Here is a 22,688-nt window from a genome sequence, read left to right as displayed (position 1 = left end):
TAACCTCGCGGCGAACGGTGCCAGCGGGAGACGCCTCATGCCGTTGTGACTGAGCTCGGGCCCGGCCTGTTCTGGCCGGGCCCGAGCGCGCGTACGCATCCGGCGTACGCTCCTCCCGGGCATGGCGCGACGAGGACCTGGGACGTGGGTGGCTGCCCAGCGGTTCAGGCTTGCGTCGGCAGACTTTCCGGAAGGCTCGCGGCCTGTTCCGCTGGGGAGAGGGCGCGGGAGTGCCCGGTGAGCGGTGGGCGGTCGTCCCTGCCGCCCACCGAGGGGGAGATGGCTCAGAGGAGCTCGATCAGCTTGTCGGTGAACTCGGCGGTGTTCGCGGTTCCGCCCAGGTCACGGGTGCGGATATCGGTCTTGGCCAGGACCGAGGCGATCGCGTCCGTGATGTCCCTGGCCGCGGCGGGATGGCCGAGGTGGTCGAGCATCATGGCCGCGGACCAGATCGCGCCGAGCGGGTTGGCGATGCCCTGGCCCGCGATGTCGGGCGCGGAGCCGTGCACCGGCTCGAACATCGAGGGGAAGTCCCGCTCGGGGTTGAGGTTGGCCGCCGGGGCGATGCCGATGGATCCGGCGACCGCGGCCGCGAGGTCGCTGAGGATGTCGCCGAAGAGGTTGGAGGCGACGACGACGTCGAAGCGGCCTGGTTCGAGGACGAACTTGGCCGCGAGCGCGTCGATGTGCTCCTGGTCCCAGGTGACCTGCGGGAACGAGGCGGCCCGCTCGGTGACGAGCTGGTCCCAGAACGGCATGGTGTGCACGATGCCGTTCGACTTGGTCGCGGAGGTCAGGCGGCCGCCGCGCTGGGAGGCGAGCGTGAAGGCGTAGTCCAGCACGCGTGTGACGCCGGCCCGGGTGAACACGGCCTCCTGCACGGCGATCTCGTCCGGGAAGCCGCGGTTGAGTCGGCCGCCGACCTCGCTGTACTCGCCTTCCATGTTCTCGCGTACGACGACGAAATCGACCTCGCCCGGCCGTGCGCCACGCAGCGGACTGTCGATGCCTTCGAAGACACGGATGGGCCGGAGATTGACGTACTGGCGGAAGCTGCGCCGGATCGGGATCAGCAGCCCCCACAGCGAGACATGGTCGGGCACCCCCGGGTATCCCACCGCGCCCAGCAGGATCGCGTCCTTGTCGCGCAGCTGGTCGATCCCGTCGGCGGGCATCATGGCGCCCTCCCGCAGGTACCGCTCGCACGACCAGTCTTCGTACGTCGTGTAGGACAGGCTGAAGCCGTGGCGGCGGCCGAGAACATCGAGCACCTGCTGTGCTGGGGGCAGTACCTCGGCGCCGATGCCGTCGCCGGGGATCAGGGCAATGCGGTGGTTCGTTGTCATGCCGTCGATTGCAGCAAGGCGGTCCGTGGGGCGTCCAAGACGCAAAGCGGATCTCCCTTATAAGCAGTGCCTATCGGCAGTCGGCGGCCGAGGTTGCGCTCGTGACGAACGCGGCGGCTGCGGGCGACAGGCTGCCGCGGCGGCTGACGAGGGCGATGTCCAAGGTGGTCTCCGGCTCGATGTCCAGGACGCGGGCGCCCAGTCGCCGGGCGACGTCCCGCCAGGAATCCGTCACCACCGCGAGCCCGACCCCGGCCGTTACCAGGGGCATGAGCGACACACGGTGCTCGGTCTCGGCGGCGACGGTGAACTCGATGCCCTGCTCCCGCAGCGCGTCGACGTAGGCGCGCATCCCGGTACCCGGCTGCCCGACGATCAGCCGCTGGCCCGCAAGCTCCCGGCACTCCACTGCCGTCCGATCAGAGAACGGGCCGTCGGTCGACACCACCAGCACAAAACGCTGCCGCCCCAGCGCATGTGAGGCGACCTCCTTGTCGGAGACCGGACCGGCGGACGCCAGGAGCCCCAACTCCACGGCACCCGTGCGCACCATGTCGATCACATCACGCGACGTGAACGCCGCTTTGATGGCCACAGCGACGCCGGGATACCGATGGCTGAAGGCACTCACCAAGGTCGTCAGCGGCTCCACCGCCTGCGACGGCATGGATGCCACATCCAGGCGCCCCTCACGCAGCTCATGCACCGCCGCGACACTCGCCCGCGCCGTCTGAAGACTCCGCACGGCCTCCCGGGCAGGCTCGATCAGGGCCCTTCCGGCCTCCGTCAGGACTGCCCTACGCCCGATGCGATGGAACAGCTCGGAGCCGAGATCACGCTCCAGCGCCCGCACGGCCTGCGACAGCGACGGCTGCGACACGTACAGAGCCGAGGCCGCACGGTTGAACCCCCCACGATCAACAATCGCAAGGAAGTACTCCAGCTGCCGAATGTCCATACGCGCTCTCTGCCCCTCGAGAAATCAACCGACGACTCCATTGGTCCCGACCATGGTTGCGTGAAGGATCGCCTCGACGAAGTGACGAAGTACGGACCACCCATGCACTGGCCGTAATCGTCACCGAAGCGCGGTCACAGCTAACTGAGGCACTCCGGTTTGCGGAGTCGGCCCGTCGGATCCTGGTTGATCTGGTAGGTGGAGGTGCCGCGCTGGGCTGGGTCGGACCACCCTCGCGGGATGAGTGGGCGGAACTTCTCGGCCACGCTGCGGTACGCCTGACCGACCCATCGGCCCCACGTCGATCTGGAGAAGATCGTGGTAGGTGCTGCTGCACATGGTCGTGCCGGTTCCTGGCCGCAGACCAGGCCCCGGAAGCCCGATGCCGAAGGCTTCCGCGACGAGGTCTCCATGGAGATCGCGGGGGGCGAGTTCGTCACCTTCCTGGTTCTCCGGCTCCGGCAAGTCCACCACCTTGATGATGATCGCCGGGTTCTGCGAACCGGACTTCGGCCCGCTCAACAACGGGGAGAGCGCCGCCTGAACGTGGCCATCACCCGCGCCCGCCAGTCGATGACCGTCGTCAGCTCCTTCACCCACCACGACTTCGACCTCGGCAAACTCAGAGCCACCCGCAACCGTGGCCCCGAAATGCTGCGCGCCTTCCTCGAGTACTGCTCCCACGGAGGCGACCTCCACCGAACCGGGACCGCACGCACCGACTGGAACCTCAACGGCTTTGAACAGCAGGTCCTCGCCGCCCTCGGCCAGATGGTCCTCGCGCGCGACGCCTCACGACAGGCCGACCATGTCCCACCCACCCCCGAACCCGAGCCCGCCCCACGTCCCGCCGCACCCCCGCCCGCAGCAGACACCCGTGGCCCGCGTCCCGTCCTCCCCGACTACACCGACACCGATCTGCTCAACCTCGCCACCTGGCTGCTCAGCGACGGATTACAACCGGCGAGCCCGCGTCATGGTCCGTCCGTTGTCGCGGACACGGCCTTCTCCCAGGGTATGGCCGCTGGTTCCAGCGGATGAAGCACGAGGCGGGGGGGGATGAGGGCCCGGTCAGCCGAGTTTGAGAAGGCCGGCTTCGACGACGGCGCGACCGAAGGGGCTGGCGAGTTCGGCGAGACGCTCACAGTCGGCGTCACCCAGGACGGCGTAGGCGGGGAGGGCCAGGCGGTCGGTGCGGTCCTCGATGTGCCGGCGCAGGAGTACGCCTTCCGGGCTGAGGGAGTCGCCGTCGAGGAGGCCTCGCGTGCGTAGGCGCTCCTGGGTGCCGGCCCACTCCTCCTCGGGCCATGCACGGCTCGCCTTGAGGAAGTCGACGGGAACATCACCGGTCGCGGCGTGCAGAACCAGGGCCTCCAAGCCTGAGACACCCTCGCTCAGCAGGCACGCGACATGGCCGTCTCCACGGAACTCCCGGAGCAGTGTCTGAGCATGCCACAGCTGCAGTACCGGCTCCTGCGGCCAAGGCAGTGCGGCATGCGCGGCGAACAGCGGGCGGCCCTGCGCGTGTTCGCAGGCCGCCTCGGCGGCCCGGCGGGTCAGCGCCAGCACCACGTCGAAGTTGGGCAACCCGTGGATTCCCGCCCGTCGCAGGGCTTCGCCCGCCGCGTCGTACCGCGCGTCCAACACCTGCTGCGGCGTAGTGGCGTCCCAGGCCCCATCGACCGCCTGCCGTACGACATCGGGGTTGAAGTTGTAGAAGGTCGAGATGACCAGCTCGGCGGATGCGCGGCCGAACGCGGCGCTCCTGGAGGTGAAGTACCCGGCGCGACCGCTCAGGCCGAGGTCCGCGTACCGTCGCCTCCCCTCGGGGACGAAGTAGATCATTGCGTGGACGGGCTCGAGGCGGCGCCAGGCCGCGCGCGCAGTCTCCATGGGGTCATCTCTCCGGAGAGTCGACGAACGGGATATTCGCTGCGGGTTCAGTACTCGCCGTGCGCTCGCAGGTGTTCGAGCAGGAGGCGGCTCAGCGTTTCGGGCGCCTCCTCGGGGATCCAGTGGCTGACGCCCTGGAGGGTCTCGAACCGGTACGGCCCGTTGACCCATCGCTCGGTCTCCTGCGCGGCTGCCGGGCCGAACGCGCTGTCCTCCGTGCTCCAGACGTACAGCGTGGGCAGGTCGACAACGTCGATCGCGCCGTCGGGGCGGCCGGCCCGGTACCAGTTCAGTGCCGCGGTGAGAGCGCCGGGCTGGGACAGGTGGCGTACGTAGGCGTCCGCACTGTCTTGCGGGACCTTTCCGGCGTAGAAACCGCGAAGTTCTTGGGCATCGTGGGCGAGCATGCGCTCCTCGGTCGCGGGTGTTTCGCGCCAGTCGATCATGTATTGCGAACGCTTGCGCTGGTCGTCGTCGGTGCGCAGGGCGGTGGCCAGGGCGCCGGGATGAGGTGTCGAGGCAACCGTCAGGGTGCGTACGCGGTCGGGGTGGGCGTGCGCGGTCCACCAGGCCACCGCGCCTCCCCAGTCATGGCCGACGAGGTCGAACGCCGCCCAGCCCAGTTCCTCGCTGATCGCGACCACGTCGTCTACGAGAAGGCTGATGCGATAGCCCTCGGGCCGCTCGGGGCGGGCGCCGGGGGAGTACCCACGCTGGTCGGGTGCCGCCACCCGGTAGCCGTGCGCGGCCAAGGCCTCGATCTGCCGTCGCCACACCAGCCCCGTCTGCGGGAAGCCGTGCAGCAGCAGCACCGGGCGGCCCTCGGGCGGTCCCGCCGCGATCGCGTCGAACACACCCGCATCCGTGGAGATGCTCAGCTGGGTCACGACCCCACCTCTTTATACCGACTGGTCGGTACCTTCCAGGCGCAGGAGCGGGCTGTCAAGACCCGGGGCATGGTTGAACCTGACGCCGAATTCAACTATAACGGTCGCGGGCCGACCCCTGTCACCCCTGCGGCCATGACATGTCATCGGTCACCCGAGGAGTCGGTCAATGAGCCCTCTCCCCGCCGCAGTTGGCGTTCGGCCCCCCTATCGGCAATCGAGCCCGGCTCGCGGCGTTCGGAGTTCCGGCCCCGAGGGCCCCGGACGAACCGGACCAACAGGAATCAGTGAGGCGACATGAGGGAAGCAGTCATCGTTTCGACGGCACGGACGCCGATCGGAAAGGCGTACCGCGGCGCGTTCAACGACACCCAGGCGCAGGAACTTGCCGCCCATGCCCTTGCGCACGCGGTGCAGCGCGCCGGGCTCGAGGGAGGTGAGGTCGAGGATGTGATCTTCGGCTGTGCAGTGCAGCAGGGGTCCTCGGGTTTCAATGTCGCGCGTCAGGCTGCTCTGCGTGCCGGACTTCCGGACATCGTGTCGGGGATGACGATCGACCGGCAGTGCTCGTCGGGTCTGATGGCCATTGCGACGGCCGCCAAGCAGATAGTCGCGGACGGAATGCAGATCGCTGTCGGCGGCGGGGTCGAGTCGATCTCCCTGGTGCAGAACGACCACATGAACACCCACCGCATGACGGATCCCTGGCTGGTGGAGCACGCGCCGGGCATCTACCTGCCGATGCTGCACACGGCGGAGATCGTCGCCGAACGCTACGGCGTGAGCCGGGAACGCCAGGACGAGTTCGCGCTGGCCTCACAGCAGCGCACGGCGGCGGCGCAGGACGCCGGCCGATTCGACCAGGAGATCGTCGCGCTCGACAGCGTCAAGAAGGTCCTGGACAAGCAGTCCGGGGAGCTGCGGGACGAGGCCGTGACCCTGACCCGGGACGAGGGCAACCGCGCGTCGACGACGCTCGAGGGCCTGGCCGGGTTGGCGCCGGTGCTGCCGGACGGTCAGGTGAGCGAGCATTCCAGCGTCACGGCGGGCAACTCCTCGCAGTTGTCGGACGGGGCCTCGGCGTCGGTGCTGATGGAGTCGAAGGAGGCCGAGCGCCGCGGACTGGAACCGCTGGGCGTCTACCGGGGTATGACCGTTGCCGGTTGCGGGCCGGACGAGATGGGCATCGGGCCGGTGTTCGCCATTCCGAAGCTGCTGAAGCAGCACGACCTCACCATTGACGACATCGGCCTGTGGGAACTCAATGAGGCGTTCGCTTCCCAGGCGTTGTACTGCCGGGACGAACTGCACATCGACCCGGAGCGGTTCAACGTCAATGGCGGCGCCATCTCGGTCGGTCATCCGTACGGAATGACCGGCGCCCGACTGGTGGGGCATGCCCTCATCGAGGGCAAGCGTCGGGGCGTCCGGTATGTGGTGATCTCGATGTGCGTCGGCGGCGGAATGGGCGCAGCCGGACTGTTCGAGGTTGCCTGAGATGTCGAGCGTGACGGACAAGGCCCGAACCGCAGTCCTCGTGGACTTCGGCGGTGTCATCACTTCCAGTGTGTTGCGGGCTTTCACGGACTTCGGCGCCTCGCTCGGCGGCGACCCGCGCCTGCCGCTCGACCTCCTCGGCCGGGACGAGGCATCACGCACCCTCCTGGCCGACCACGAGTGCGGCCGTATCGACGCCGAAGCCTTCGAGCGAGGATTCGCCGAACGGCTCCGTGCGCACGGAGCCGACGTGGTCGCCGAGGGGCTCACGGCCCGCATGCAGGCGGCCATGTCGATCGACCAGGACATGCTCGCGCTGCTCGGTGATCTCCGAGCCGCCGGCCGTCCCGTCGCGCTCGTGTCCAATTCCTTCGGTACCGGAACCTACGACGGGGTCGAACTCGCCGCTGTTGCCGACGTGATCGTCATCTCCGCCGAGGTCGGGATCCGCAAGCCCTCCCGGCGGATCTACGCGATCGCATGTGAACGCCTCGGCATCGACCCCGAGGAGGCGGTCATGATCGACGATCTGCAGCAGAACCTCGAGGGAGCGGCACGGATCGGAATCGAGGGCGTACTGCACACCAGCGCCGCCGACACCCGTCGCCAACTCGCCGAACGCTTCGGGATCATCACCTGACGATCCACCGACCGGGCGGAGTGAGGTCGGTCATCCGGCCACGCAGCCCGAGGACTTGATGCCGAAGCCGGGCCAAGTCAACCCATCGGAGAGGGTGCGCCCCGCACCATCACCTGCTCACATCCCGGAAGGCACGCCCATGACCAGCGTCTTCGATCCTGTGTGCCGCCACGCGGCCGCCACTCCCGACAACATCGCACTGCGCGGCGCCACGGATCAGTGGACCTACCTTCAGCTGCGTGACGCGAGTATGCGGTACGCGGGCGCCTTGGCCGCCGCGGGCCTGTCCCCGGGGGACCGGGTGCTGCTCGCGGCGCCGTCGGTGCCCGAGTTCGTGGTGGCCTACCTCGGGATTCAGGCCGCGGGCTGTGTCGTGGTGCCGGTCAACACGATGTCCACCCGGGCGGAGGTCGAGTACGTTCTCGGCGACGCCGGATGCTCATTGGCGATCGCATGGCACGCCCTCGGCCCCGCCGTCGCGGAGGCGGCCGAGGCGCTCTCGGTGCCCTCTTGGACGCTGTCCCCGGGCGCGCCGGTCACCGCTGCCCCTGCCGACGTCGTCGACCGGGATCGCGACGAGACCGCGGCCATCCTGTACACATCCGGTACCACAGGGCGGCCGAAGGGGGCCCAACTCACCGTCGGGAACCTGCTGTCCGCCGGGGAGATCGGCGCCGAGTGCAGCCGAGCATCGAGCGCCGACCGCACCGGCACCGGACTCCCGTTGTTCCACGTTTTCGGCCAGGCGTCGGTCATGATGGCGACCTTGACCGTGGGCGGCTCGATGTCGTTGCTGGCCCGCTTCGACCCGGCGTCGATGCTGGACATGCTGCGCCGCGACCGGCTCACCATCATGGCCGGCGTGCCGACCATGTGGAACGCGCTGCTGCACGCGGCGGGTGACGCGAACCCCGCGGACTTCGCCGGCCTCCGCGTCGCCGTCTCCGGCGGCGCGTCGCTTCCCGGGGAGATCGCCCGGGCCTTCGAGGCCCGCTTCGGCTGCACGATCCTCGAAGGGTATGGGCTCACCGAGACCACGGCGTTCGGCACCTTCAACGACATCGACCGCGGCGGCAAGACGGGGTACACCGGCAGGGCGGTGCCGCGGATGCGGGTTCAGGTGCGTGACGACGACGGCAACGAGTGCCCGCCGGGCGGCGTCGGCGAGGTGCACATCAAGGGGCCCACGGTGATGCGCGGCTACTGGAACCGCCCCGCGGACACCGCCGCGGCCATCTCGTCCGACGGTTGGTTCCGGACCGGCGACCTCGGTGAAACCGACACGGACGGGGACCTGCGCATCGTCGACCGTCTCAAGGACCTGATCATCCGCGGCGGTTACAACGTCTACCCCGGCGAGGTCGAGGAAGTTCTCTACGAGCATCCGGACATCGTCGAGGCAGCCGTGATCGGCGTTCCCGACGAGCACTACGGCGAGGAGGTCGCCGCGCTCATCGCGGCGAGGCCCGGTTCCGAGCTCGGTGCAGCCGAGGTGTCGAGCTGGGCACGAGCGCGGCTGTCCGCCTACAAGATCCCGCGGATCGTCCGGTTCGTCGACGCGCTGCCCAAGGGTCCGACCGGGAAGATTCTCAAGCGGTCCATCGACCGTACGGCTCTGACCCGTGACACGGCGCCCGCCGACGCTGCCGCCCACCGCCACTGAGTCCGCGCCCTTCGGGTTTGTGATTGTGGTGTCGGATTCAAGTAGAGTTCCCGGGATGGAGACTACTGCGCCCGAGGAGATCGACGGCGAGCAGGCACCGCCCATGGCGCCCCTCTCGCACCTTCGCGAGCCGCCTACGACGAAGCGCGGAGCTCGGACACGGGCAGCATTGGTGAAAGCCGCGCGGAAGGTGTTCGAACGGGACGGCTACCTCGACACCCGCCTGACCGACATCACCAAAGAAGCTCAATGCGCGGCGGGATCCTTCTACACCTACTTCGCCAACAAGGAAGAGGTGCTCGCCGCCGTCCTCCTGGAGGCGCAGGAGGACATGATGCACCCCGGCATGGGCCGGGTGCAGGGCACCGACGATCCCTATGCGGTACTCGAGGCGAGCAACCGCGCCTATCTCGCGGCATACAAGCGGAACTCGAAGCTGATGGCATTGCTGGAGCAGGTCGCCCAAGTGGAGCCGGAGTTCCGTGAGTTCCGAAGGCGGCGCGGGGACGCGTTCATCCGCCGTAACGCCCGCGGCATCGCCGACCTGCAGGCGCGGGGCGTCGCCGACCGTGAGGTCGATCCGATGATGGCGTCCCGTGCGCTGTCGGGAATGGTCAGCGTCATGGCCTACAACGCCTTCGTGCGCAGTGAAGGGCAGGAAGAGGAAGGTACGCCGGTGGACTTCGAGGAACTCGTGGCCACGGTCACCCGGCTCTGGGCGAACGCCCTGCGGTTCCCCGGCCACCGCTGAAACCACCTGCCTCGTAGCCGCTCATACCCCTGGGGTTGGGCGGCTTTTCCATGTGGTTCCGTGCGGGCAACTATTGAACTTGACGTCGGGTTCAACTATACAGGTCACGGATGCATCGCACGCCCCGTCAACGGAGAGGGTTGCCGTGAACGTTGCAGAAAGAGTCGCCATCGTCACCGGTGGGGGTGGCGGTATCGGCAGCGCGCTGGTCGCACGGCTCGCTCGCGCGGGTGCCCGGGTCGTCGTCGCGGACCTCGACGCGGACAGCGCGCGGGCGGTGTCGGAGACGGTCAACGCCGACCATCCGGGAAGCACCGTCAGCGCCGGCGCGGACGTGTCGGACACCGAGCAGATCCAGCAGTTGGTCGACCTGGCGGAGAGCGCCTTCGGCCCGGTCGACCTCTACTTCGCGAACGCGGGCATCGCCGGGGCACCCGGCCTCGACGCGAGCGAGCCGGACTGGGACCTCTCGATCGACGTGAATCTGCGAGCCCACGTCCGTGCGGCAAAGCTGCTGGTACCGGGCTGGCTCGAGCGCGGTGAGGGCTACTTCGTCAGCACCGCCTCGGCGGCCGGATTGCTCACCCAGATCGGCTCCGCCACGTACGCCGTCACCAAGCACGCGGCCGTCGCCTTCGCCGAATGGCTGAGTGTCACCTACGGCGATCGCGGGGTCCGCGTCAGCTGTCTGTGCCCGATGGGCGTGAACACCAGGCTGCTGTTCTCCGGGGAGGACTCCGGGGACGCGCTGGGAAGGGCCGCGACGCGGGCCGTCACCTCCGCCGGTGACGTCCTGGAGCCGGCCGACGTCGCCGACTCCGTCCTGGCCGCGATCGAGGACGAGCGCTTCCTGATCCTGCCGCACGAAGACGTTCTTGAGATGTACCGGCAGAAGGGCTCGGACTACGACAGGTGGCTGCGCGGGATGCGCCGCTACCAGAGCTCCCTGCTGGCGCAGGCATGACCGGCGCGCCGGGTGAACTCGTCCTCGCCGAACACCGAGGGCCGGTGCTGGTGCTCACGTTCAACAGGCCAGCCAAGCTGAACGCCTGGACCGACGAGCTCGAGGACCGCTATTTCGCGCTGCTCGACGCCGCCGAAGACGACCCGGACGTACGTGCCGTCGTGGTCACCGGCGCGGGACGCGGATTCTGCGCCGGAGCCGACCTGCAACGGCTGCAGGCGGTCGGCGAGGTCTCCGAGGCCGACAGGGCACGGCGCCGTCCGCGGGACATTCCGCGGACCCTGCGCAAACCGCTGATCGGAGCGATCAACGGGGTGGCCGCCGGCCTGGGCATGGTGGAGGCCCTCTACTGCGACCTTCGCTTCGGCTCGCCCTCGGCCCGGTTCACCACTGCCTTCGCGCAACGCGGACTGATCGCCGAGTATGGGATCTCCTGGCTGTTGCCCCGACTGGTCGGGCACAGCCGGGCAGCGGACCTGCTGCTGTCGAGCCGCATGGTGGATGCCGAGGAGGCGTTCCGTGTCGGACTCCTCGACCACCTGGTCACCACCGGCAGCGTGGTGGATGCCGCTGTCGTGTACGCCGCCGATCTGGCGACGCGATGCTCTCCGGCATCCATGGCCACCATCAAGAGCCAATTGAGCAACGACGCGGACGGCACCTACGCCGATTCCGTGACCCGGGCGGAAGGCCTCATGTTCCAGGCCTTCCGCGGGGCCGACGTCGTCGAAGGCGTGGCCAGTCACCTGGACAAGCGCCCGCCCAACTTTCCCTCCCTACCCGTCAGGAGTTCGGATGTCCCTGTTTGAGATGTCGGACCGCGCCAAGAAGTACCGGGCGGATCTGCTCGAGTTCATGGATGAGCACATCTACCCCGCCGAGGCGGTGTACGACGAGCAGATGCGCGCGTCTGGCGACCCGCACTTCCACCCGCCCATCCTCGAGGAGCTCAAGGCCGAGGCGCGCAGGCGTGGACTGTGGAACCTGTTCCACCCGCACCCGGAGTGGGGCCCCGGTCTGACCAACCTTGAGTACGCGCCGCTGGCGGAGATCATGGGCCGCAGCCACATCGCCTCCGAGGCGTGCAACTGCAACGCGCCCGACACCGGCAACATGGAGGTGCTCACGCTGTTCGGCAGCGACGAGCACAAGGAGAAGTACCTCAAGCCCCTGCTCGACGGGACGATGGCCTCGGCCTTCGCGATGACCGAGCCGCGAGTCGCCAGTTCCGACGCCACCAACATCGAGCTGCGGATGGAGCGCGACGGCGACGAGTACGTGCTCAACGGCCGCAAGTGGTTCGCCTCCAACGCGATGCACAAGAACTGCAAGGTGCTCATCGTGATGGGCAAGACCGACCCCACGGCGGCCCCCCATCGCCAGCAGTCGATGATGGTCGTCCCGATCGACGCCCCCGGGGTCACCGTGGTCCGCAACCTCCCGGTGTTCGGGTACGCGGATCGCGAGGGCCATGCGGAGATCATCTTCGAGGATGTCCGGGTGCCGGCCAAGGACGTGCTCAAGGGCGAGGGTGAGGGTTTCGCGATCAGCCAGGCCCGGCTCGGGCCCGGTCGTATCCACCACTGCATGCGGGCCATCGGCGCCGCCGAGCGGGCGCTGGAACTGATGTGCCGACGCGCACAGTCACGGGTGACCTTCGGCAGTCCGGTCGCCGAACGGTCCAACATCCAGGACTGGATCGCGGAAGCGCGCATCGACATCGAGATGATCCGTCTGCTCACGCTCAAGGCCGCGTACCTCATGGACACGGTCGGGAACAAGGAAGCGCGCACCGAGATCGCGGCCATCAAGGTGGCTGCCCCCGACATCGCGTTGAGGATCGTCGACCGCGCGATTCAGGTGCATGGGGGAGCGGGAGTGACCGACGACTTCCCCTTGGCGATGATGTACGCGCATCTGCGGACGTTGCGGCTGGCGGACGGTCCCGACGAGGTTCACAAGCGGGCCATCGCCAAGCAGGAACTGCGGCAGTACCGCGACGTGGCGACGGCGGCGGTGAGCTGAGATGGCAGGACTCGATCTCACCGGTCGCACCGCCGTCGTCACCGGGGCCTCGCGCGGCATCGGGCTGGCCATCGCCCAGGCCATCGCGGAGGCCGGCGGAAACGTCGTCCTCACCTCTCGCTCTCAGGAGGCGGCGGACGCCGCCGCGGCCCAGGTCAAGGGCACAGCGGTCGGCGTCGGTGCGCACGCGGTCGACGAAGAGGCGGCTCGGCGCTGTGTGGAGCTGACGCTCGAGCGCTTCGGTAGCCTGGACATCCTCGTCAACAACGCGGGGACCAACCCGGCCTACGGGTCGGTCATCGACCAGGACCACCGCCGGTTCGCGAAGACCTTCGACGTGAACCTGTGGGCGCCCGTTCTGTGGACGGGATTGGCCACGCGGGCCTGGATGGGGGAGCACGGCGGGGCGGTCGTCAACACCGCGTCGGTGGGCGGCATGGCCTCCGAGGCGAACATCGGGCTGTACAACGCCTCCAAGGCCGCGCTGATCCATCTCACCAAGCAACTGGCCCTGGAGCTCTCGCCGAAGGTCCGCGTCAACGCGGTGGCACCGGGTGTGGTGCGCACGAAGCTGGCCGAGGCCCTGTGGAAGGAGCACGAGCAGGCGGTGTCCGCCTCGATGGCGCTGGCCCGCATAGGGGAGCCTGCCGACATCGCCTCCGCGGTCGCCTTCCTCGTCTCGGACGCCGCGAGTTGGATCACCGGCGAGACCATGGTGATCGACGGGGGGCAACTGCTCGGTGACGCGCTCCCGTTCAGGCAAGGAGCCGGTGTCGGTGTCTAGCGCGGACTTCGTCGGAATCGACGCCGGGGCCGTGGGCCGCTGGTTCGCCACCCTCGGCGTCGACTTCGCCGGGCCCTTGGCCTTCGAGCGGATCGGGCTGGGCCAGTCGAATCTGACGTATCTCGTAAAGGATCAGGACGGCCGCAGATGGGTGCTGCGGCGCCCGCCACTGGGTCGGCTGCTGGCGTCGGCGCACGACGTGGCCCGCGAGGCGCGGATTTTGTCCTCCCTGGAGAGCACCGCCGTCCCGACCCCGCGGGTGCTCGGGCTGACCGAGGATCCCGCCGTGACCGACGTCCCGCTGCTGCTCATGGAGTTCGTGGACGGCGAGGTCGTCGACAAGATGTCGATCGCGCGGTCGTTGACGCCCGAGCGCCGCCGGGCGATCGGCATGTCGTTGCCGCGGACGCTGGCGAAGATCCACGCGGTCGATCTCGAGGCGACCGGGCTGACCGGTCTGGCCAGCCACAAGCCGTATGCGCAGCGTCAGCTCAAGCGGTGGTCGGCCCAGTGGGAGAGGTCCAGGACCCGCGAGCTGCCCGCCCTGGAGGACCTCACCCGGCGCCTCGTCGCCGCCGTGCCGGAGCAGCGCGAACTGACGCTCGTGCACGGCGACTTCCATCTGCGCAACGTCATCACCTCCTACGACAGCGGGGAGGTGACCGCGGTTCTCGACTGGGAGCTGTCGACACTGGGGGATCCGTTGGCGGACATGGGCAGCCTGCTGGCCTACTGGCCCGCCAAGAGTGAGAACACCTTGGGCGACTTCGTCGCGACGGCTCTCGACGGCTTCCCGCCCCGCGAGGAACTCGTGGCGGCCTACCGGGCGACGTCGGGACGCGACCTGACGGCGCTGGGCTACTGGCACGCGATGGGGCTGTGGAAGGTGGCGATCATCGGGGAGGGCGTCATGCGCCGCGCGATGGACGAACCGCGGAACAAGGCCGCGTCCGGGACCCCGACCGCGGAGCGTATCGAGGCACTGGTGGCGAAGGCCCACGAAGTCGCGGACACGGCAGGTATCTGAATCGATCGCCTGCCCACAGGACTTCGACACCCACACTCAGAGGCGAGAAGCAGTGGTGAGTGAGAGGAGCCGAAGCATGGCCGGCCTGCCAGAGGTCCTGGCCCTCGACGAGATCGGGCCGGACCTGTTCCGGTCCGGCCCCCGATTCCCAGCGAGTGGGCGCGGACGTTCGGTGGCCAGATCGCCGCCCAGTCGCTGATGTCCGCGGCGCGCACCCTCGACCGGTCGTACGCGGCGCACTCACTGCACGGGTACTTCCTGCGGCCCGGCGGGGGCGGCGATCTTCACGGTGACGGCGTCGTTCCATCGTGGAGACGAAGGATTTTCCCACCAGGTGGACATGCCGGCGGTGCCGGCACCTGACGACATCCCGGAGTCCGACCGCATCAACGGCTGGGGCATGCCGCGGCCCGCGGAATGGCGCCACTGGGAGATGCGCTGGGTGCCCGGGGGGCGAGATCGGCCACGTCCCGGGGGCGCCGGCCTGCCAGCGGCTGTGGATCCGGTACGAACGTCCGCTGCCGGACGACGGTGCCGTCCACGCCTGCGCACTGACCTGTCTCAGCGACATGGCGCTGCTGGGTTCCGCGCGGACGAGTGACTGCTGTACGACCAGGTCTCCCCTTCGGCCGAGCACGGCCGGGCGCTCACCCGCGGAAGGCTGTTCGACACGGGCGGGCGCCTGGTCGCCGCCGTCGCGCAGGAGGGACTCATACGCTTCGACCGGCCCCGGCCCCGGCCCCGGCCCCGGCCCCGGCCCCGGCCGACGGAGGACGGCGACGGGGAAGCGTCCCTGTCGCCGCCCGCTCCTGCTGTCCCCGACCCGCGTTGACCACCCGTGCGTCACAGGGGCTTGGCGAGGACGGCTTTGCGGTGGCTGAAGGTCTCGATGGAGTAGCGGCCGTGGTAGCTGCCCATACCGCTCTCCCCGACGCCCCCGAACGGTAGGTCGGAGATCGTGAGATGGGCCAGCGGCAGGCCGAACCCGAGGCCGCCGGAGGAGGTTTCGGCGGCGAGCCGCTCCCGGGTGGTGTCGGAGTCGGTGAACGCATACAGAGCCAGCGGCTTGTCGCGGTCGTTGATGAAGCGGATGGCCTCGTCGAGCCCGGCCACCTCGACGATCGGGAGGATCGGGCCGAAGATCTCCTCCTGCATGACTGGCGCGTCCGGTGACACCTCGGCCAGGACGGTCGGCGCGATGTACTTCGTCTCGCGGTCGTACACGCCGCCGGTGACCTGACGGCCGGAGTCGAGGAGAGCGGTCAGCCGGTCGAAGTGACGTTCGTTGACGATTCGCCCGTACTCCGGGGAGGCGGCGGGGTCGGACCCGTACAGCCCCTCGACGGCCTTGGCCAGGGCGGCCTCCAGAGCACGAGCGGTCTCGGGGTCGGTGAGGACATAGTCGGGCGCGACGCAGGTCTGCCCGGCGTTGAGGAACTTCCCGGCCGCGAGGCGGGCGGCGACGGTGTCCAGGTCGGTGCCCCGGTCCACGAACACCGGGGACTTGCCGCCCAGTTCGAGGGTGACGGGCGTGAGGTGCCGGGCGGCCGCGGCCATCACGATGCGGCCGACCATGCCGTTGCCGGTGTAGAGAATGTGGTCGAAGCGCTGCTCGAGCAGGGCGGTGGTCTCCGGCACCCCGCCTTCGACCACGGCGACCGCGTCGATGTCGAGGTACTGCGGCACAAGGCGGGCGAGGGCGGCGGAGGTTGCCGGGGCCAGTTCGCTGGGCTTGGTGACCACCGCGTTGCCCGCGGCCAGGGCACCGGCCACCGGGGACAGCAGCAGCTGCGCCGGGTAGTTCCAGGGGGCGATGACCAGTACGACGCCCAGGGGGTCGTACTGCGTCCAGGCACTCGCCTCCCCGATGAACGCGGGGACCGGGGCCGGTTCGGGGCGCAGCCACCCGTCGAGATGCTCCAGGGTGTGGTCGATCTCGCGGATGACGAAGTCGATCTCCGTGCGGTAAGCCTCGGTGGAGCTCTTTCCCAGGTCGGCGTGGAGCGCCGCGGCGAATGTCTCCCCCTGCTCGGTGAGCAGGGCTCGCATCCGGTGCAGCTGGTCGATACGCCAGGACACGGGCTTGGTGGTGCCGGCGCGGAAGGTGGCGCGCAGCCGGGCGACGAGCTCGGCGGGGTGCTCGGGCGCGAGGTCGTTCATGGTTCCCTCACAGGGTGCGGTACGGGGACGGGGCTTTTGTCGCCGCGCGGCGGGGCGGCCCGGGCGTCGGCGTCGGGCAAGGGGTCAGCCGCGGTTCAGGGTGTCGATGAGGTTCCGGGCGAGCTGCGCCGAGGAGGCGGGGTTCTGACCGGTGTGCAGATTGCGGTCCGCCACGACGTGCTCGCTGAACGGGGCCGCGGCCTGGAAGTCGGCCCCCAGTTCCACCAGGCGGTCCTGGAGCAGCCACTTGGCCTTGTCGGCGAAGCCGGCTGCGGTCTCCTCGGTGTTGGTGAAGCCGGTCATGCGGTAGCCGGCGAACGGCCAGTTGCCGTCCTCGCGCCGGGCGGCGAGCAGGGCCGCGGGGGCGTGGCACAGCACCCCGAGCGGCTTGCCGGAATCCAGCGCCGCGGTGAGCAGGCGGCCGGAGCCGGCGTCCACGGCGAGGTCCTCCATGGGGCCGTGGCCACCGGGGTAGAGGACGGCGGCGTACGCGTCGAGGTGGACCTCTTCGAGCTTGGCCGGGTTCTCCAGGTCGGCGCGGATGGAAGCCAGGTACGCGCCGATGGCATCGGCCTGCTCCTTGCCGCCGGTGGACTCGGCGGCGAGGCTGACGGCGTCGACGGTCGGAACAACGCCGCCGGGTGTGGCGACGGTGACGTCGAACCCTGCCTCACGGAACAGCCGGTGAGGTGTGGCGAGTTCCTCGGCCCAGTAGCCGGTGGGGTGCGGGGTGCCGTCGGCGAGCGTCCAGTGGTCGGCGCCGGTGACGACGAACAGAACTGCGGTCACAGCTGTCTCCTTCAAAGTGCGCGCGGGTCGCGCGGTGGGTGGGGGAGTGTCCGGCGGAGTGCCGGTGGTAGTGCGGCGGCGAGCGGTGGCTCAGGCGACGGTGATGATGATCTTTCCGCGCGTGTGGCCCTCACGGTTGAGGCGCTGGGCGTCGGCGGCCTGCTCGAGTGGGAACGTGGCGGCCACGTCCACCCGCAGCTCTCCGCGCTCGGCGAGCTCGGTGAGAGCCTCCAGGTCCCGGGCGTCGGGTCGCACGAAGACGTAACCGCCACCGAGGCCGAGCACGGCGCCGTCCACAGCCGAGGCCAGGCGGCCGCCCTCGGCAAGCAGCCCTGCCGAGACCTTCAGGGCGTCCCCGCCGACGAGGTCGAGGACGGCATCCACGCCCTGCGGCGCGATGGCGTGGACACGGTCGCTGAGGCCCTCGCCGTAGGCGACCGGCTCCGCTCCCAGCCCTCGCAGGTAGACATGGTTGTACTCACTGGCGGTGCCGATGACCCGGGCGCCGAGCGACCTTGCGATCTGTACGGCCAGAGAGCCGACGCCGCCCGCCGCGGCGTGCACCAGCACGGTGTCGTCGGCCTGCACCCGCAGGGCTCGTGTCAGCGCCTGGTACGCGGTGAGGCCGGCCAGCGGAAGGCCGGCAGCCTCCTCGAAGGAGAGGTTGGCGGGCTTGCGGGCGAGCGTACGGACCGGGGCGGCGACGTACTCGGCGAAGGTCCCGCGGGAGACGAAGTCCTCACGGACGTAGCCGATCACCTCGTCACCTGGAGCGAACTCGGTGACCCCGGCGCCGGTCTCCTCGACGACGCCCGCCACGTCCCAGCCGGGGATGACGGGGAAGACGGCGTCCATGACGGCGTCCAGGTACCCCGCCTGGATCTTCCAGTCGACCGGGTTGACGGAGGCGGCCTTCACGCGGACCAGCACGGTGTCCACGCCGAGCTTCGGGTTCGGCACATCGCCGTACTCCAGGACCTCCGGGCCGCCGTAGGTGCGGTAGGTGATCGCTTTCATGGTGGTGACTCCTCGGTGCAGTGGTGCAGTGGTGCGGATCGCGGTGGGCTCGTCAGGCAGCGGTAGTGGCGGCGGCCGGTTTCGTCGCGGGCAGGTGTTCCGTACGAAGCGCCTGGTGTCCCGGTTTGAGGCCGACCAGGGAGAGGGCCAGGACGAAGGCGAAGGCGATACCGGCAAGGGTGAAGCTCAGGGTGAACTGGCTCTCGGCGGGAAGCGGGGGCACTCCGGCCGGAAGGTTCTCGATGGTTCTGGAGGCGAGCAGTGAGGTGATCAGCGCGCTGCCGATCGCGCTGCCTACGGACCGGGAGATGGAGTTGATGCCGTTGGCGATGCCGGTCTGGTGGGGTGGCACCCCCGCGACGATGAGGGCGGGCATCGCGGCGTACCCGAGGCTGATGGCTGTTCCGACAGCCATGCCGGCGCCGATGACCGAGGGTGTCGAGGAGTGTGCGGCGGCCAGCCACGCGAAGCCGGCGATGCCCATCGCGGCGCTGAGGGCGAGGGTGAGGCGTGGGCCGATCCTGCGGATCAGCACGCCACCGAACTGGGAGACGACGAGGGACGCGATCGTACTGGGCAGCAGGTACTCGACGGAGGCGCGGAGAACGGAGGCGCCGAAGCCGTAGCCCGCGACGTCCCTCGGCACCTGCGCCAGGTAGGAGACGCCGAGGAACTGGGCGAACATCCCGAATCCCACGAAGAGGCCCGCGAGGTTGCTGAAGAGCACCGGGCGGTGGAGGAACATCCTCATGTCGACCATGGGTTCGCGGACCCGGCGCTCGGTGAAGCTCCAGACGCCGGCCATGAGGACCGCTCCGGCGAAGCTGCCCAGCGTACGGGCGGACGTCCAGCCCCACTCGTGCCCCTGGGAGATCGGCAGCAGCAGAAGAATCAGGAAGAGGCCCAGAGTCAGGGCGCCGAGTATGTCGGTGCGTCCGCCGGTCTTGGTGCGGCTCGCCGGTACGAGGAGGACGACGGCGATCAGGGTGACCACCGCGAGGCCGGTGGCCAGCCAGAAGACGCGGTGGTAGTCGGCGTCGGCGCCGCGGGTCAGCAGGCCGGTGGTGACCAGTGCGAAACCGCTGCCGAACGCCAGGGTGCCGCTGACCAGTGCCATCGCTCCCGGCAGACGGCGGGCGGAGACCTCCTCGCGGAGCACCGACAGAGCGAGCGGGAAGATCGCGGTGGCGGCGCCCTGCAACACGCGGCCGACGATCAGCCAGAGCAGCGAGTCGGTCGTGGCGGCCAGGACAGAGCCGACGATCATCACCGCCAGCACGCCGATGAGGGTCGGCTTCTTGCCGTGCTGGTCGCCGAAGCGGCCGAGCAGCGGGGTGAAGACGGCTGCCGAGAGCAGGGTCGCGGTGGTGACCCAGCTGACCTCGGCCGCGCTGGCGCCGAGGCTGCTCTGGATCAGGCCGAGGATCGGCACCACCAGTGTCTGCATCATCGACACGATCATCGCGGCGAGGCTCAGGGCGAGGACGACTGCGGTCTCGGCCCGGCGGCGGCCGTGCGGCGGAGCAAGGGGTTGTGACACGGGTGCTTTCTCCGGTGCGGTGCGGTGCGGGGCGTTGTGGCGGGAGCCCGACGGGGCCGGTCGAGGATTAGATGCTTGATGCAGCCAAGCAATGACAGAGACGGTAAACCTCAAAGGTTGAGAACGTCAAACGTTGAGGTTCGCCTACACTTGAGGCATGGCCCACACCCCCGCCCCGCCCGCCGACCGCTCCGCCGCGCCGGACAGCGCCCCTGCCCACGACGCACTCATGGAGCGCCTGGCACGCGCTGCTGCCGGCTACTACCGGGACCTGACGGCGGCGGCCGCCATGCACGGGCTCACCATGACGCAGGCCAAGATGCTCATCCTGCTGCGGCAACAACCGCTGCCCATGCGGGCCCTCGCAGGGCGGCTCGCGTGCGACGCCTCCAACATCACCGGACTCGTCGACCGGCTGGAGGCGCGTGGACTGGTCTCCAGGCACGCCGACGCGGCCGACCGGCGGATCAAGAACGTGGTCGCCACCGAAGAGGGAAGAGAGGCAGTCCGCCTCATCCGCGCCGACATGCGGGCCACCTCGGCAGCGTTCGAGCGTCTGGACGAGGAGGGTCGTCGCAGTCTCTACGAGCTACTGGGGCGCCTGCACCCCGAGGAGACAAGCTGATCGCGGCCGGGGTGCATGGGCTTCCTCGTGAGGCCCTCCACCGGGACATGCGCCGCGCGCTTCAGCCGGGCGGCGCCGTCAGATGGATCAGGATGCCGCACACTTCGTCCACGATCTCCCGGACCTCAGTGTCGTCCCCGCAGTCGCCCAGCTCGCGTGCCGCCCCGCCGATCACGGTGGTGAGCACTCTCACCCGAACCCGGCCGGCACGTCGCTTCTCGTCCACCTCCAGGAGCCGGGCGTTGCGCCGTACCCACGCGCGGTCCCACTGGCGGCGCAGGGCGTCGAAGCCCGCGGGGCCGTCGTCCTCGGCGATGAGTCTGCCGAGCCGCCGGTTGTCCCAGGCACCCTCCAGGTACGCCCTGGCCCCGGCCACGAAGAGGGCGATGGGGTCGTCCACGCCACGACCTCGCTCGGCGGTCAGCGTGGCCGCGGTCCGGCGCTCCTGTTCCTCCCGGAACTCCTCCCAAAGGGCGAGGTAAAGCCCTCGCTTTCCGCCGTAGTGCTGGAAAAGGCTGCCCACCGGGATGCCGGAGCGCGCCGCGATCTCGGCGAGACCGGCGTCGGCGTAACCGCGCTCGGTGAACACCTCCAGCGCGGCGTCAAGAAGCGCACTGCGGACCGTTCGGTGCTCCCCGGTGGCTGCCTCCGGCCGGTCCATTCCCTCCTGCCCGTCCGCCGGCTGACGTAGCGCCTCGGTTCCGGCAGACTCCACGATGCCGCTCACCGGCAATCCCCGCCTTCCCCGGCCCCGTCGCGGATGGCGAGGGCGACCAGCAGTTCCAGGAGGTCGGCGATCCGGCGCGGATTGTGCCCGGTGCGTTCCTCGATCCGGCGCAACCGGTAGTGCGCCGTGTTGTGGTGCACCCGCAGCCGGTCGGCGGCGAGCCGCAGGTTGAGGTCGGCCTCCGCGAAGGCCCGTATGGTGGCCGCCAGTGTGTCGCCCCGTCTGCGGTCCTCCTCCAGCAGCGCACGCACGCGGGGATCGACCAGCTGCCGGGCGAGGTCGTCGGCGCGCAGTGCCAAGTAGTCGAAGGGGGACAGGCGCGGCAGTGCCGCCACCCCGCCCCCGCTCGGCACGAGGTCGAGGGCGGCCCGTGCCTCCTCGTAGGCGCGCGGCAGTTCGCCGGCGCCCTCGGCAACTGTGCTGATTCCCATGGACAGCATGGTCCCCTCTCGCGCGAGCCGTCGCTGTACCGCCTCGAAGTGGGCGCAGATGTCCTCCGCGTCCATGCCGGTGCGGACCACGGGCACGGCCACCACCTCGCCGTGGCGTACGACGACCAGGGTTCGGCCGGCCCAGGGCCCGGCGACGCCGATGGACGCGCTGGTCGCGTAGCCCTGCTCGGCCGAGGTGAGGTCGCCGGTGCGGGTGTCGCCGACGCACACCGCCACGACCGCCATCATCGGCGAGTGCGGTCCGATGCCGTATGCCTGCGCCGCGGCGAGCAGCGGACCGCGCGTCGGTGCCGCGCCGGCCAGGAGTTGATCCAGGAGATCCCGGCGCTCCCGGTCCGCGTCGGCGACCACGTGCTGCTCGTACTCGACATAGGCCTGCGCGGCATGAGTGCTGGCGTAGTCGACGTACCGCATCAGCGGTGTGACGAGGGACAGCGCGGCCTGCTGCGCCTCGGCGGACGTGCCCGCGCAGTCCAGCAACTCGTCCCACAACACTTGCCGCCCCACCCGGAAGGCACTGATCCAGTCCTCGAGGGCGAAACCCGCGCGTGCTCTGCGCATGGCTGCCGCGCGACTGAAGACGAGGTCTTCGGGGGCGATGTCCTGGTCGCCGGCGAGCGCCGCCAGCTGCATCCGGTAGTGCGTGAGGACCTGGTCCCGTACGTCGTCGAAGAACCGCTCGTCCTGGAGCGCGTACGACGGGATCTCGGTGCGCATCACCGCGACGGCGGTCTTCGCCACGTCATCGAGCCGGTCGTGGACGGTGTGCAGGATCCGGTGCCGCTCCCGGCTGAGGGGTTCGGAGAGTGCGGGGGCGCCCAGGGCGGGTCCGCGAGACATGGCGCCGATCGTCGCTGGCCTCCTCGTGTCCCGTCAACAGGCTCGGCGGGCGAGATGCCGGGGGCGTTGGGCGTGGCGCACAAGTCGATGGCCGCGAAGTTGG

23 protein-coding genes and 1 pseudogene are annotated in these 22,688 nt (G+C 69.7%); 14 read left to right on the top strand and 10 right to left on the bottom strand.

What is annotated here, in order from left to right; all coding sequences use genetic code 11:
- Window positions 1–284: 284 nt before the first annotated feature.
- Complete coding sequence (locus tag ACIA8X_RS39340; protein ID WP_399460330.1) at window positions 285–1,346, bottom strand: tartrate dehydrogenase; 1,062 nt, start codon at window positions 1,344–1,346, stop codon at window positions 285–287.
- A 70-nt stretch (window positions 1,347–1,416) separates the two neighbouring features.
- On the bottom strand, window positions 1,417–2,304 hold the full coding sequence (locus ACIA8X_RS39335; protein ID WP_399460329.1) for a LysR substrate-binding domain-containing protein: 888 nt from the start codon (window positions 2,302–2,304) through the stop codon (window positions 1,417–1,419).
- A 411-nt stretch (window positions 2,305–2,715) separates the two neighbouring features.
- Between ACIA8X_RS39335 and ACIA8X_RS39330 the strand changes: the two are divergent.
- Window positions 2,716–2,833, top strand: a pseudogene (locus tag ACIA8X_RS39330) (polyamine ABC transporter ATP-binding protein); the annotation flags it as partial.
- Window positions 2,834–2,850: 17 nt separating this feature from the next.
- Window positions 2,851–3,345: a hypothetical protein gene (locus ACIA8X_RS39325; protein ID WP_393461991.1), complete on the top strand. Its 495-nt coding sequence runs from the start codon at window positions 2,851–2,853 to the stop codon at window positions 3,343–3,345.
- A gap of 30 nt (window positions 3,346–3,375) precedes the next feature.
- On the opposite strand, the gene ACIA8X_RS39320 is transcribed toward ACIA8X_RS39325, so the two are convergent.
- Together ACIA8X_RS39320 and ACIA8X_RS39315 are read right to left on the bottom strand one after the other, a co-directional pair.
- Window positions 3,376–4,197, bottom strand: a complete 822-nt coding sequence (locus ACIA8X_RS39320) for a hypothetical protein (RefSeq protein WP_399460328.1) — start codon at window positions 4,195–4,197, stop codon at window positions 3,376–3,378.
- Between the two features lie 47 nt (window positions 4,198–4,244).
- Window positions 4,245–5,084 carry an alpha/beta fold hydrolase gene (locus ACIA8X_RS39315; RefSeq protein ID WP_399460327.1) on the bottom strand — a complete coding sequence of 280 codons (840 nt, stop codon included), beginning with the start codon at window positions 5,082–5,084 and terminating at the stop codon, window positions 4,245–4,247.
- Between the two features lie 297 nt (window positions 5,085–5,381).
- On the opposite strand from ACIA8X_RS39315, the gene ACIA8X_RS39310 reads away from it, so the two are divergent.
- The 11 genes from ACIA8X_RS39310 to ACIA8X_RS39260 all read left to right on the top strand — a co-directional run bounded on the left by ACIA8X_RS39310 (window position 5,382) and on the right by ACIA8X_RS39260 (window position 15,267).
- Complete coding sequence (locus tag ACIA8X_RS39310; protein ID WP_399460326.1) at window positions 5,382–6,581, top strand: acetyl-CoA C-acyltransferase; 1,200 nt, start codon at window positions 5,382–5,384, stop codon at window positions 6,579–6,581.
- A 1-nt stretch (window position 6,582) separates the two neighbouring features.
- Entirely contained in the window at window positions 6,583–7,221 is a 639-nt protein-coding gene (locus tag ACIA8X_RS39305) for an HAD family hydrolase (RefSeq protein ID WP_399460325.1), read from the top strand.
- Between the two features lie 139 nt (window positions 7,222–7,360).
- A complete protein-coding gene (locus ACIA8X_RS39300; RefSeq protein WP_399460324.1) occupies window positions 7,361–8,884 on the top strand; it encodes a class I adenylate-forming enzyme family protein in 1,524 nt (507 codons plus the stop codon).
- A 55-nt stretch (window positions 8,885–8,939) separates the two neighbouring features.
- Window positions 8,940–9,635, top strand: a complete 696-nt coding sequence (locus ACIA8X_RS39295) for a TetR/AcrR family transcriptional regulator (protein ID WP_393461979.1) — start codon at window positions 8,940–8,942, stop codon at window positions 9,633–9,635.
- Between the two features lie 145 nt (window positions 9,636–9,780).
- The gene (locus tag ACIA8X_RS39290; protein WP_399460323.1) at window positions 9,781–10,599 is read left to right on the top strand and encodes an SDR family oxidoreductase; all 819 of its coding nucleotides are present in this window, start codon (window positions 9,781–9,783) and stop codon (window positions 10,597–10,599) included.
- The gene (locus ACIA8X_RS39285) at window positions 10,596–11,408 is read left to right on the top strand and encodes an enoyl-CoA hydratase-related protein (RefSeq protein ID WP_399460322.1); all 813 of its coding nucleotides are present in this window, start codon (window positions 10,596–10,598) and stop codon (window positions 11,406–11,408) included. The genes ACIA8X_RS39290 and ACIA8X_RS39285 overlap by 4 nt, the downstream gene beginning before the upstream one ends.
- The gene (locus tag ACIA8X_RS39280) at window positions 11,395–12,624 is read left to right on the top strand and encodes an acyl-CoA dehydrogenase family protein (RefSeq protein ID WP_393461973.1); all 1,230 of its coding nucleotides are present in this window, start codon (window positions 11,395–11,397) and stop codon (window positions 12,622–12,624) included. The genes ACIA8X_RS39285 and ACIA8X_RS39280 overlap by 14 nt, the downstream gene beginning before the upstream one ends.
- 1 nt (window position 12,625) lies before the next feature.
- Window positions 12,626–13,408 carry an SDR family oxidoreductase gene (locus tag ACIA8X_RS39275; protein ID WP_399460321.1) on the top strand — a complete coding sequence of 261 codons (783 nt, stop codon included), beginning with the start codon at window positions 12,626–12,628 and terminating at the stop codon, window positions 13,406–13,408.
- A complete protein-coding gene (locus ACIA8X_RS39270; protein WP_399460320.1) occupies window positions 13,401–14,435 on the top strand; it encodes a phosphotransferase family protein in 1,035 nt (344 codons plus the stop codon). Before ACIA8X_RS39275 ends, ACIA8X_RS39270 begins: the two co-directional genes overlap by 8 nt.
- Window positions 14,436–14,579: 144 nt before the next feature.
- Complete coding sequence (locus ACIA8X_RS39265) at window positions 14,580–14,798, top strand: acyl-CoA thioesterase domain-containing protein (protein ID WP_399460361.1); 219 nt, start codon at window positions 14,580–14,582, stop codon at window positions 14,796–14,798.
- Between the two features lie 238 nt (window positions 14,799–15,036).
- The gene (locus ACIA8X_RS39260) at window positions 15,037–15,267 is read left to right on the top strand and encodes a hypothetical protein (protein WP_399460360.1); all 231 of its coding nucleotides are present in this window, start codon (window positions 15,037–15,039) and stop codon (window positions 15,265–15,267) included.
- 11 nt (window positions 15,268–15,278) lie between these two features.
- Here ACIA8X_RS39260 and ACIA8X_RS39255 read toward each other — a convergent pair whose 3' ends face one another.
- The 4 genes from ACIA8X_RS39255 to ACIA8X_RS39240 form a co-directional block, all read right to left on the bottom strand.
- On the bottom strand, window positions 15,279–16,595 hold the full coding sequence (locus ACIA8X_RS39255) for an aldehyde dehydrogenase family protein (protein ID WP_393461967.1): 1,317 nt from the start codon (window positions 16,593–16,595) through the stop codon (window positions 15,279–15,281).
- An 84-nt stretch (window positions 16,596–16,679) separates the two neighbouring features.
- Complete coding sequence (locus tag ACIA8X_RS39250) at window positions 16,680–17,384, bottom strand: type 1 glutamine amidotransferase domain-containing protein (RefSeq protein ID WP_393461965.1); 705 nt, start codon at window positions 17,382–17,384, stop codon at window positions 16,680–16,682.
- Window positions 17,385–17,474: 90 nt separating this feature from the next.
- Complete coding sequence (locus ACIA8X_RS39245) at window positions 17,475–18,401, bottom strand: NADP-dependent oxidoreductase (protein WP_399460319.1); 927 nt, start codon at window positions 18,399–18,401, stop codon at window positions 17,475–17,477.
- 52 nt (window positions 18,402–18,453) lie between these two features.
- The gene (locus ACIA8X_RS39240) at window positions 18,454–19,941 is read right to left on the bottom strand and encodes an MFS transporter (protein ID WP_399460318.1); all 1,488 of its coding nucleotides are present in this window, start codon (window positions 19,939–19,941) and stop codon (window positions 18,454–18,456) included.
- A gap of 157 nt (window positions 19,942–20,098) precedes the next feature.
- Between ACIA8X_RS39240 and ACIA8X_RS39235 the strand changes: the two genes are divergently transcribed.
- Complete coding sequence (locus tag ACIA8X_RS39235) at window positions 20,099–20,566, top strand: MarR family winged helix-turn-helix transcriptional regulator (RefSeq protein WP_393461959.1); 468 nt, start codon at window positions 20,099–20,101, stop codon at window positions 20,564–20,566.
- A gap of 61 nt (window positions 20,567–20,627) precedes the next feature.
- Here ACIA8X_RS39235 and ACIA8X_RS39230 read toward each other — a convergent pair whose 3' ends face one another.
- Window positions 20,628–21,293, bottom strand: a complete 666-nt coding sequence (locus tag ACIA8X_RS39230; protein WP_399460316.1) for a TetR/AcrR family transcriptional regulator — start codon at window positions 21,291–21,293, stop codon at window positions 20,628–20,630.
- Window positions 21,290–22,585 carry a PucR family transcriptional regulator gene (locus ACIA8X_RS39225; protein WP_399460315.1) on the bottom strand — a complete coding sequence of 432 codons (1,296 nt, stop codon included), beginning with the start codon at window positions 22,583–22,585 and terminating at the stop codon, window positions 21,290–21,292. Before ACIA8X_RS39225 ends, ACIA8X_RS39230 begins: the two co-directional genes overlap by 4 nt.
- Window positions 22,586–22,688: the final 103 nt, after the last annotated feature.

The sequence above is a fragment of the Streptomyces sp. NPDC051738 genome, from assembly GCF_044453205.1.
Classification (GTDB): Bacteria; Actinomycetota; Actinomycetes; order Streptomycetales; family Streptomycetaceae; genus Streptomyces.
Note: the sequence above shows the minus strand (reverse complement) of the source record. Positions and strands in the feature narration are given on the sequence as shown.

What these genes read in the sequence shown, in the direction of transcription:
- ACIA8X_RS39340 (WP_399460330.1), bottom strand. Translation starts at nt 1,346, where the DNA reads ATGACAACGAACCACCGCATTGCCCTGATCCCCGGCGACGGCATCGGC.
- ACIA8X_RS39335 (WP_399460329.1), bottom strand. Translation starts at nt 2,304, where the DNA reads ATGGACATTCGGCAGCTGGAGTACTTCCTTGCGATTGTTGATCGTGGG.
- ACIA8X_RS39320 (WP_399460328.1), bottom strand. Translation starts at nt 4,197, where the DNA reads ATGGAGACTGCGCGCGCGGCCTGGCGCCGCCTCGAGCCCGTCCACGCA.
- ACIA8X_RS39310 (WP_399460326.1), top strand. Translation starts at nt 5,382, where the DNA reads ATGAGGGAAGCAGTCATCGTTTCGACGGCACGGACGCCGATCGGAAAG.
- ACIA8X_RS39305 (WP_399460325.1), top strand. Translation starts at nt 6,583, where the DNA reads ATGTCGAGCGTGACGGACAAGGCCCGAACCGCAGTCCTCGTGGACTTC.
- ACIA8X_RS39300 (WP_399460324.1), top strand. Translation starts at nt 7,361, where the DNA reads ATGACCAGCGTCTTCGATCCTGTGTGCCGCCACGCGGCCGCCACTCCC.
- ACIA8X_RS39295 (WP_393461979.1), top strand. Translation starts at nt 8,940, where the DNA reads ATGGAGACTACTGCGCCCGAGGAGATCGACGGCGAGCAGGCACCGCCC.
- ACIA8X_RS39285 (WP_399460322.1), top strand. Translation starts at nt 10,596, where the DNA reads ATGACCGGCGCGCCGGGTGAACTCGTCCTCGCCGAACACCGAGGGCCG.
- ACIA8X_RS39280 (WP_393461973.1), top strand. Translation starts at nt 11,395, where the DNA reads ATGTCCCTGTTTGAGATGTCGGACCGCGCCAAGAAGTACCGGGCGGAT.
- ACIA8X_RS39275 (WP_399460321.1), top strand. Translation starts at nt 12,626, where the DNA reads ATGGCAGGACTCGATCTCACCGGTCGCACCGCCGTCGTCACCGGGGCC.
- ACIA8X_RS39255 (WP_393461967.1), bottom strand. Translation starts at nt 16,595, where the DNA reads ATGAACGACCTCGCGCCCGAGCACCCCGCCGAGCTCGTCGCCCGGCTG.
- ACIA8X_RS39245 (WP_399460319.1), bottom strand. Translation starts at nt 18,401, where the DNA reads ATGAAAGCGATCACCTACCGCACCTACGGCGGCCCGGAGGTCCTGGAG.
- ACIA8X_RS39235 (WP_393461959.1), top strand. Translation starts at nt 20,099, where the DNA reads ATGGCCCACACCCCCGCCCCGCCCGCCGACCGCTCCGCCGCGCCGGAC.
- ACIA8X_RS39225 (WP_399460315.1), bottom strand. Translation starts at nt 22,585, where the DNA reads ATGTCTCGCGGACCCGCCCTGGGCGCCCCCGCACTCTCCGAACCCCTC.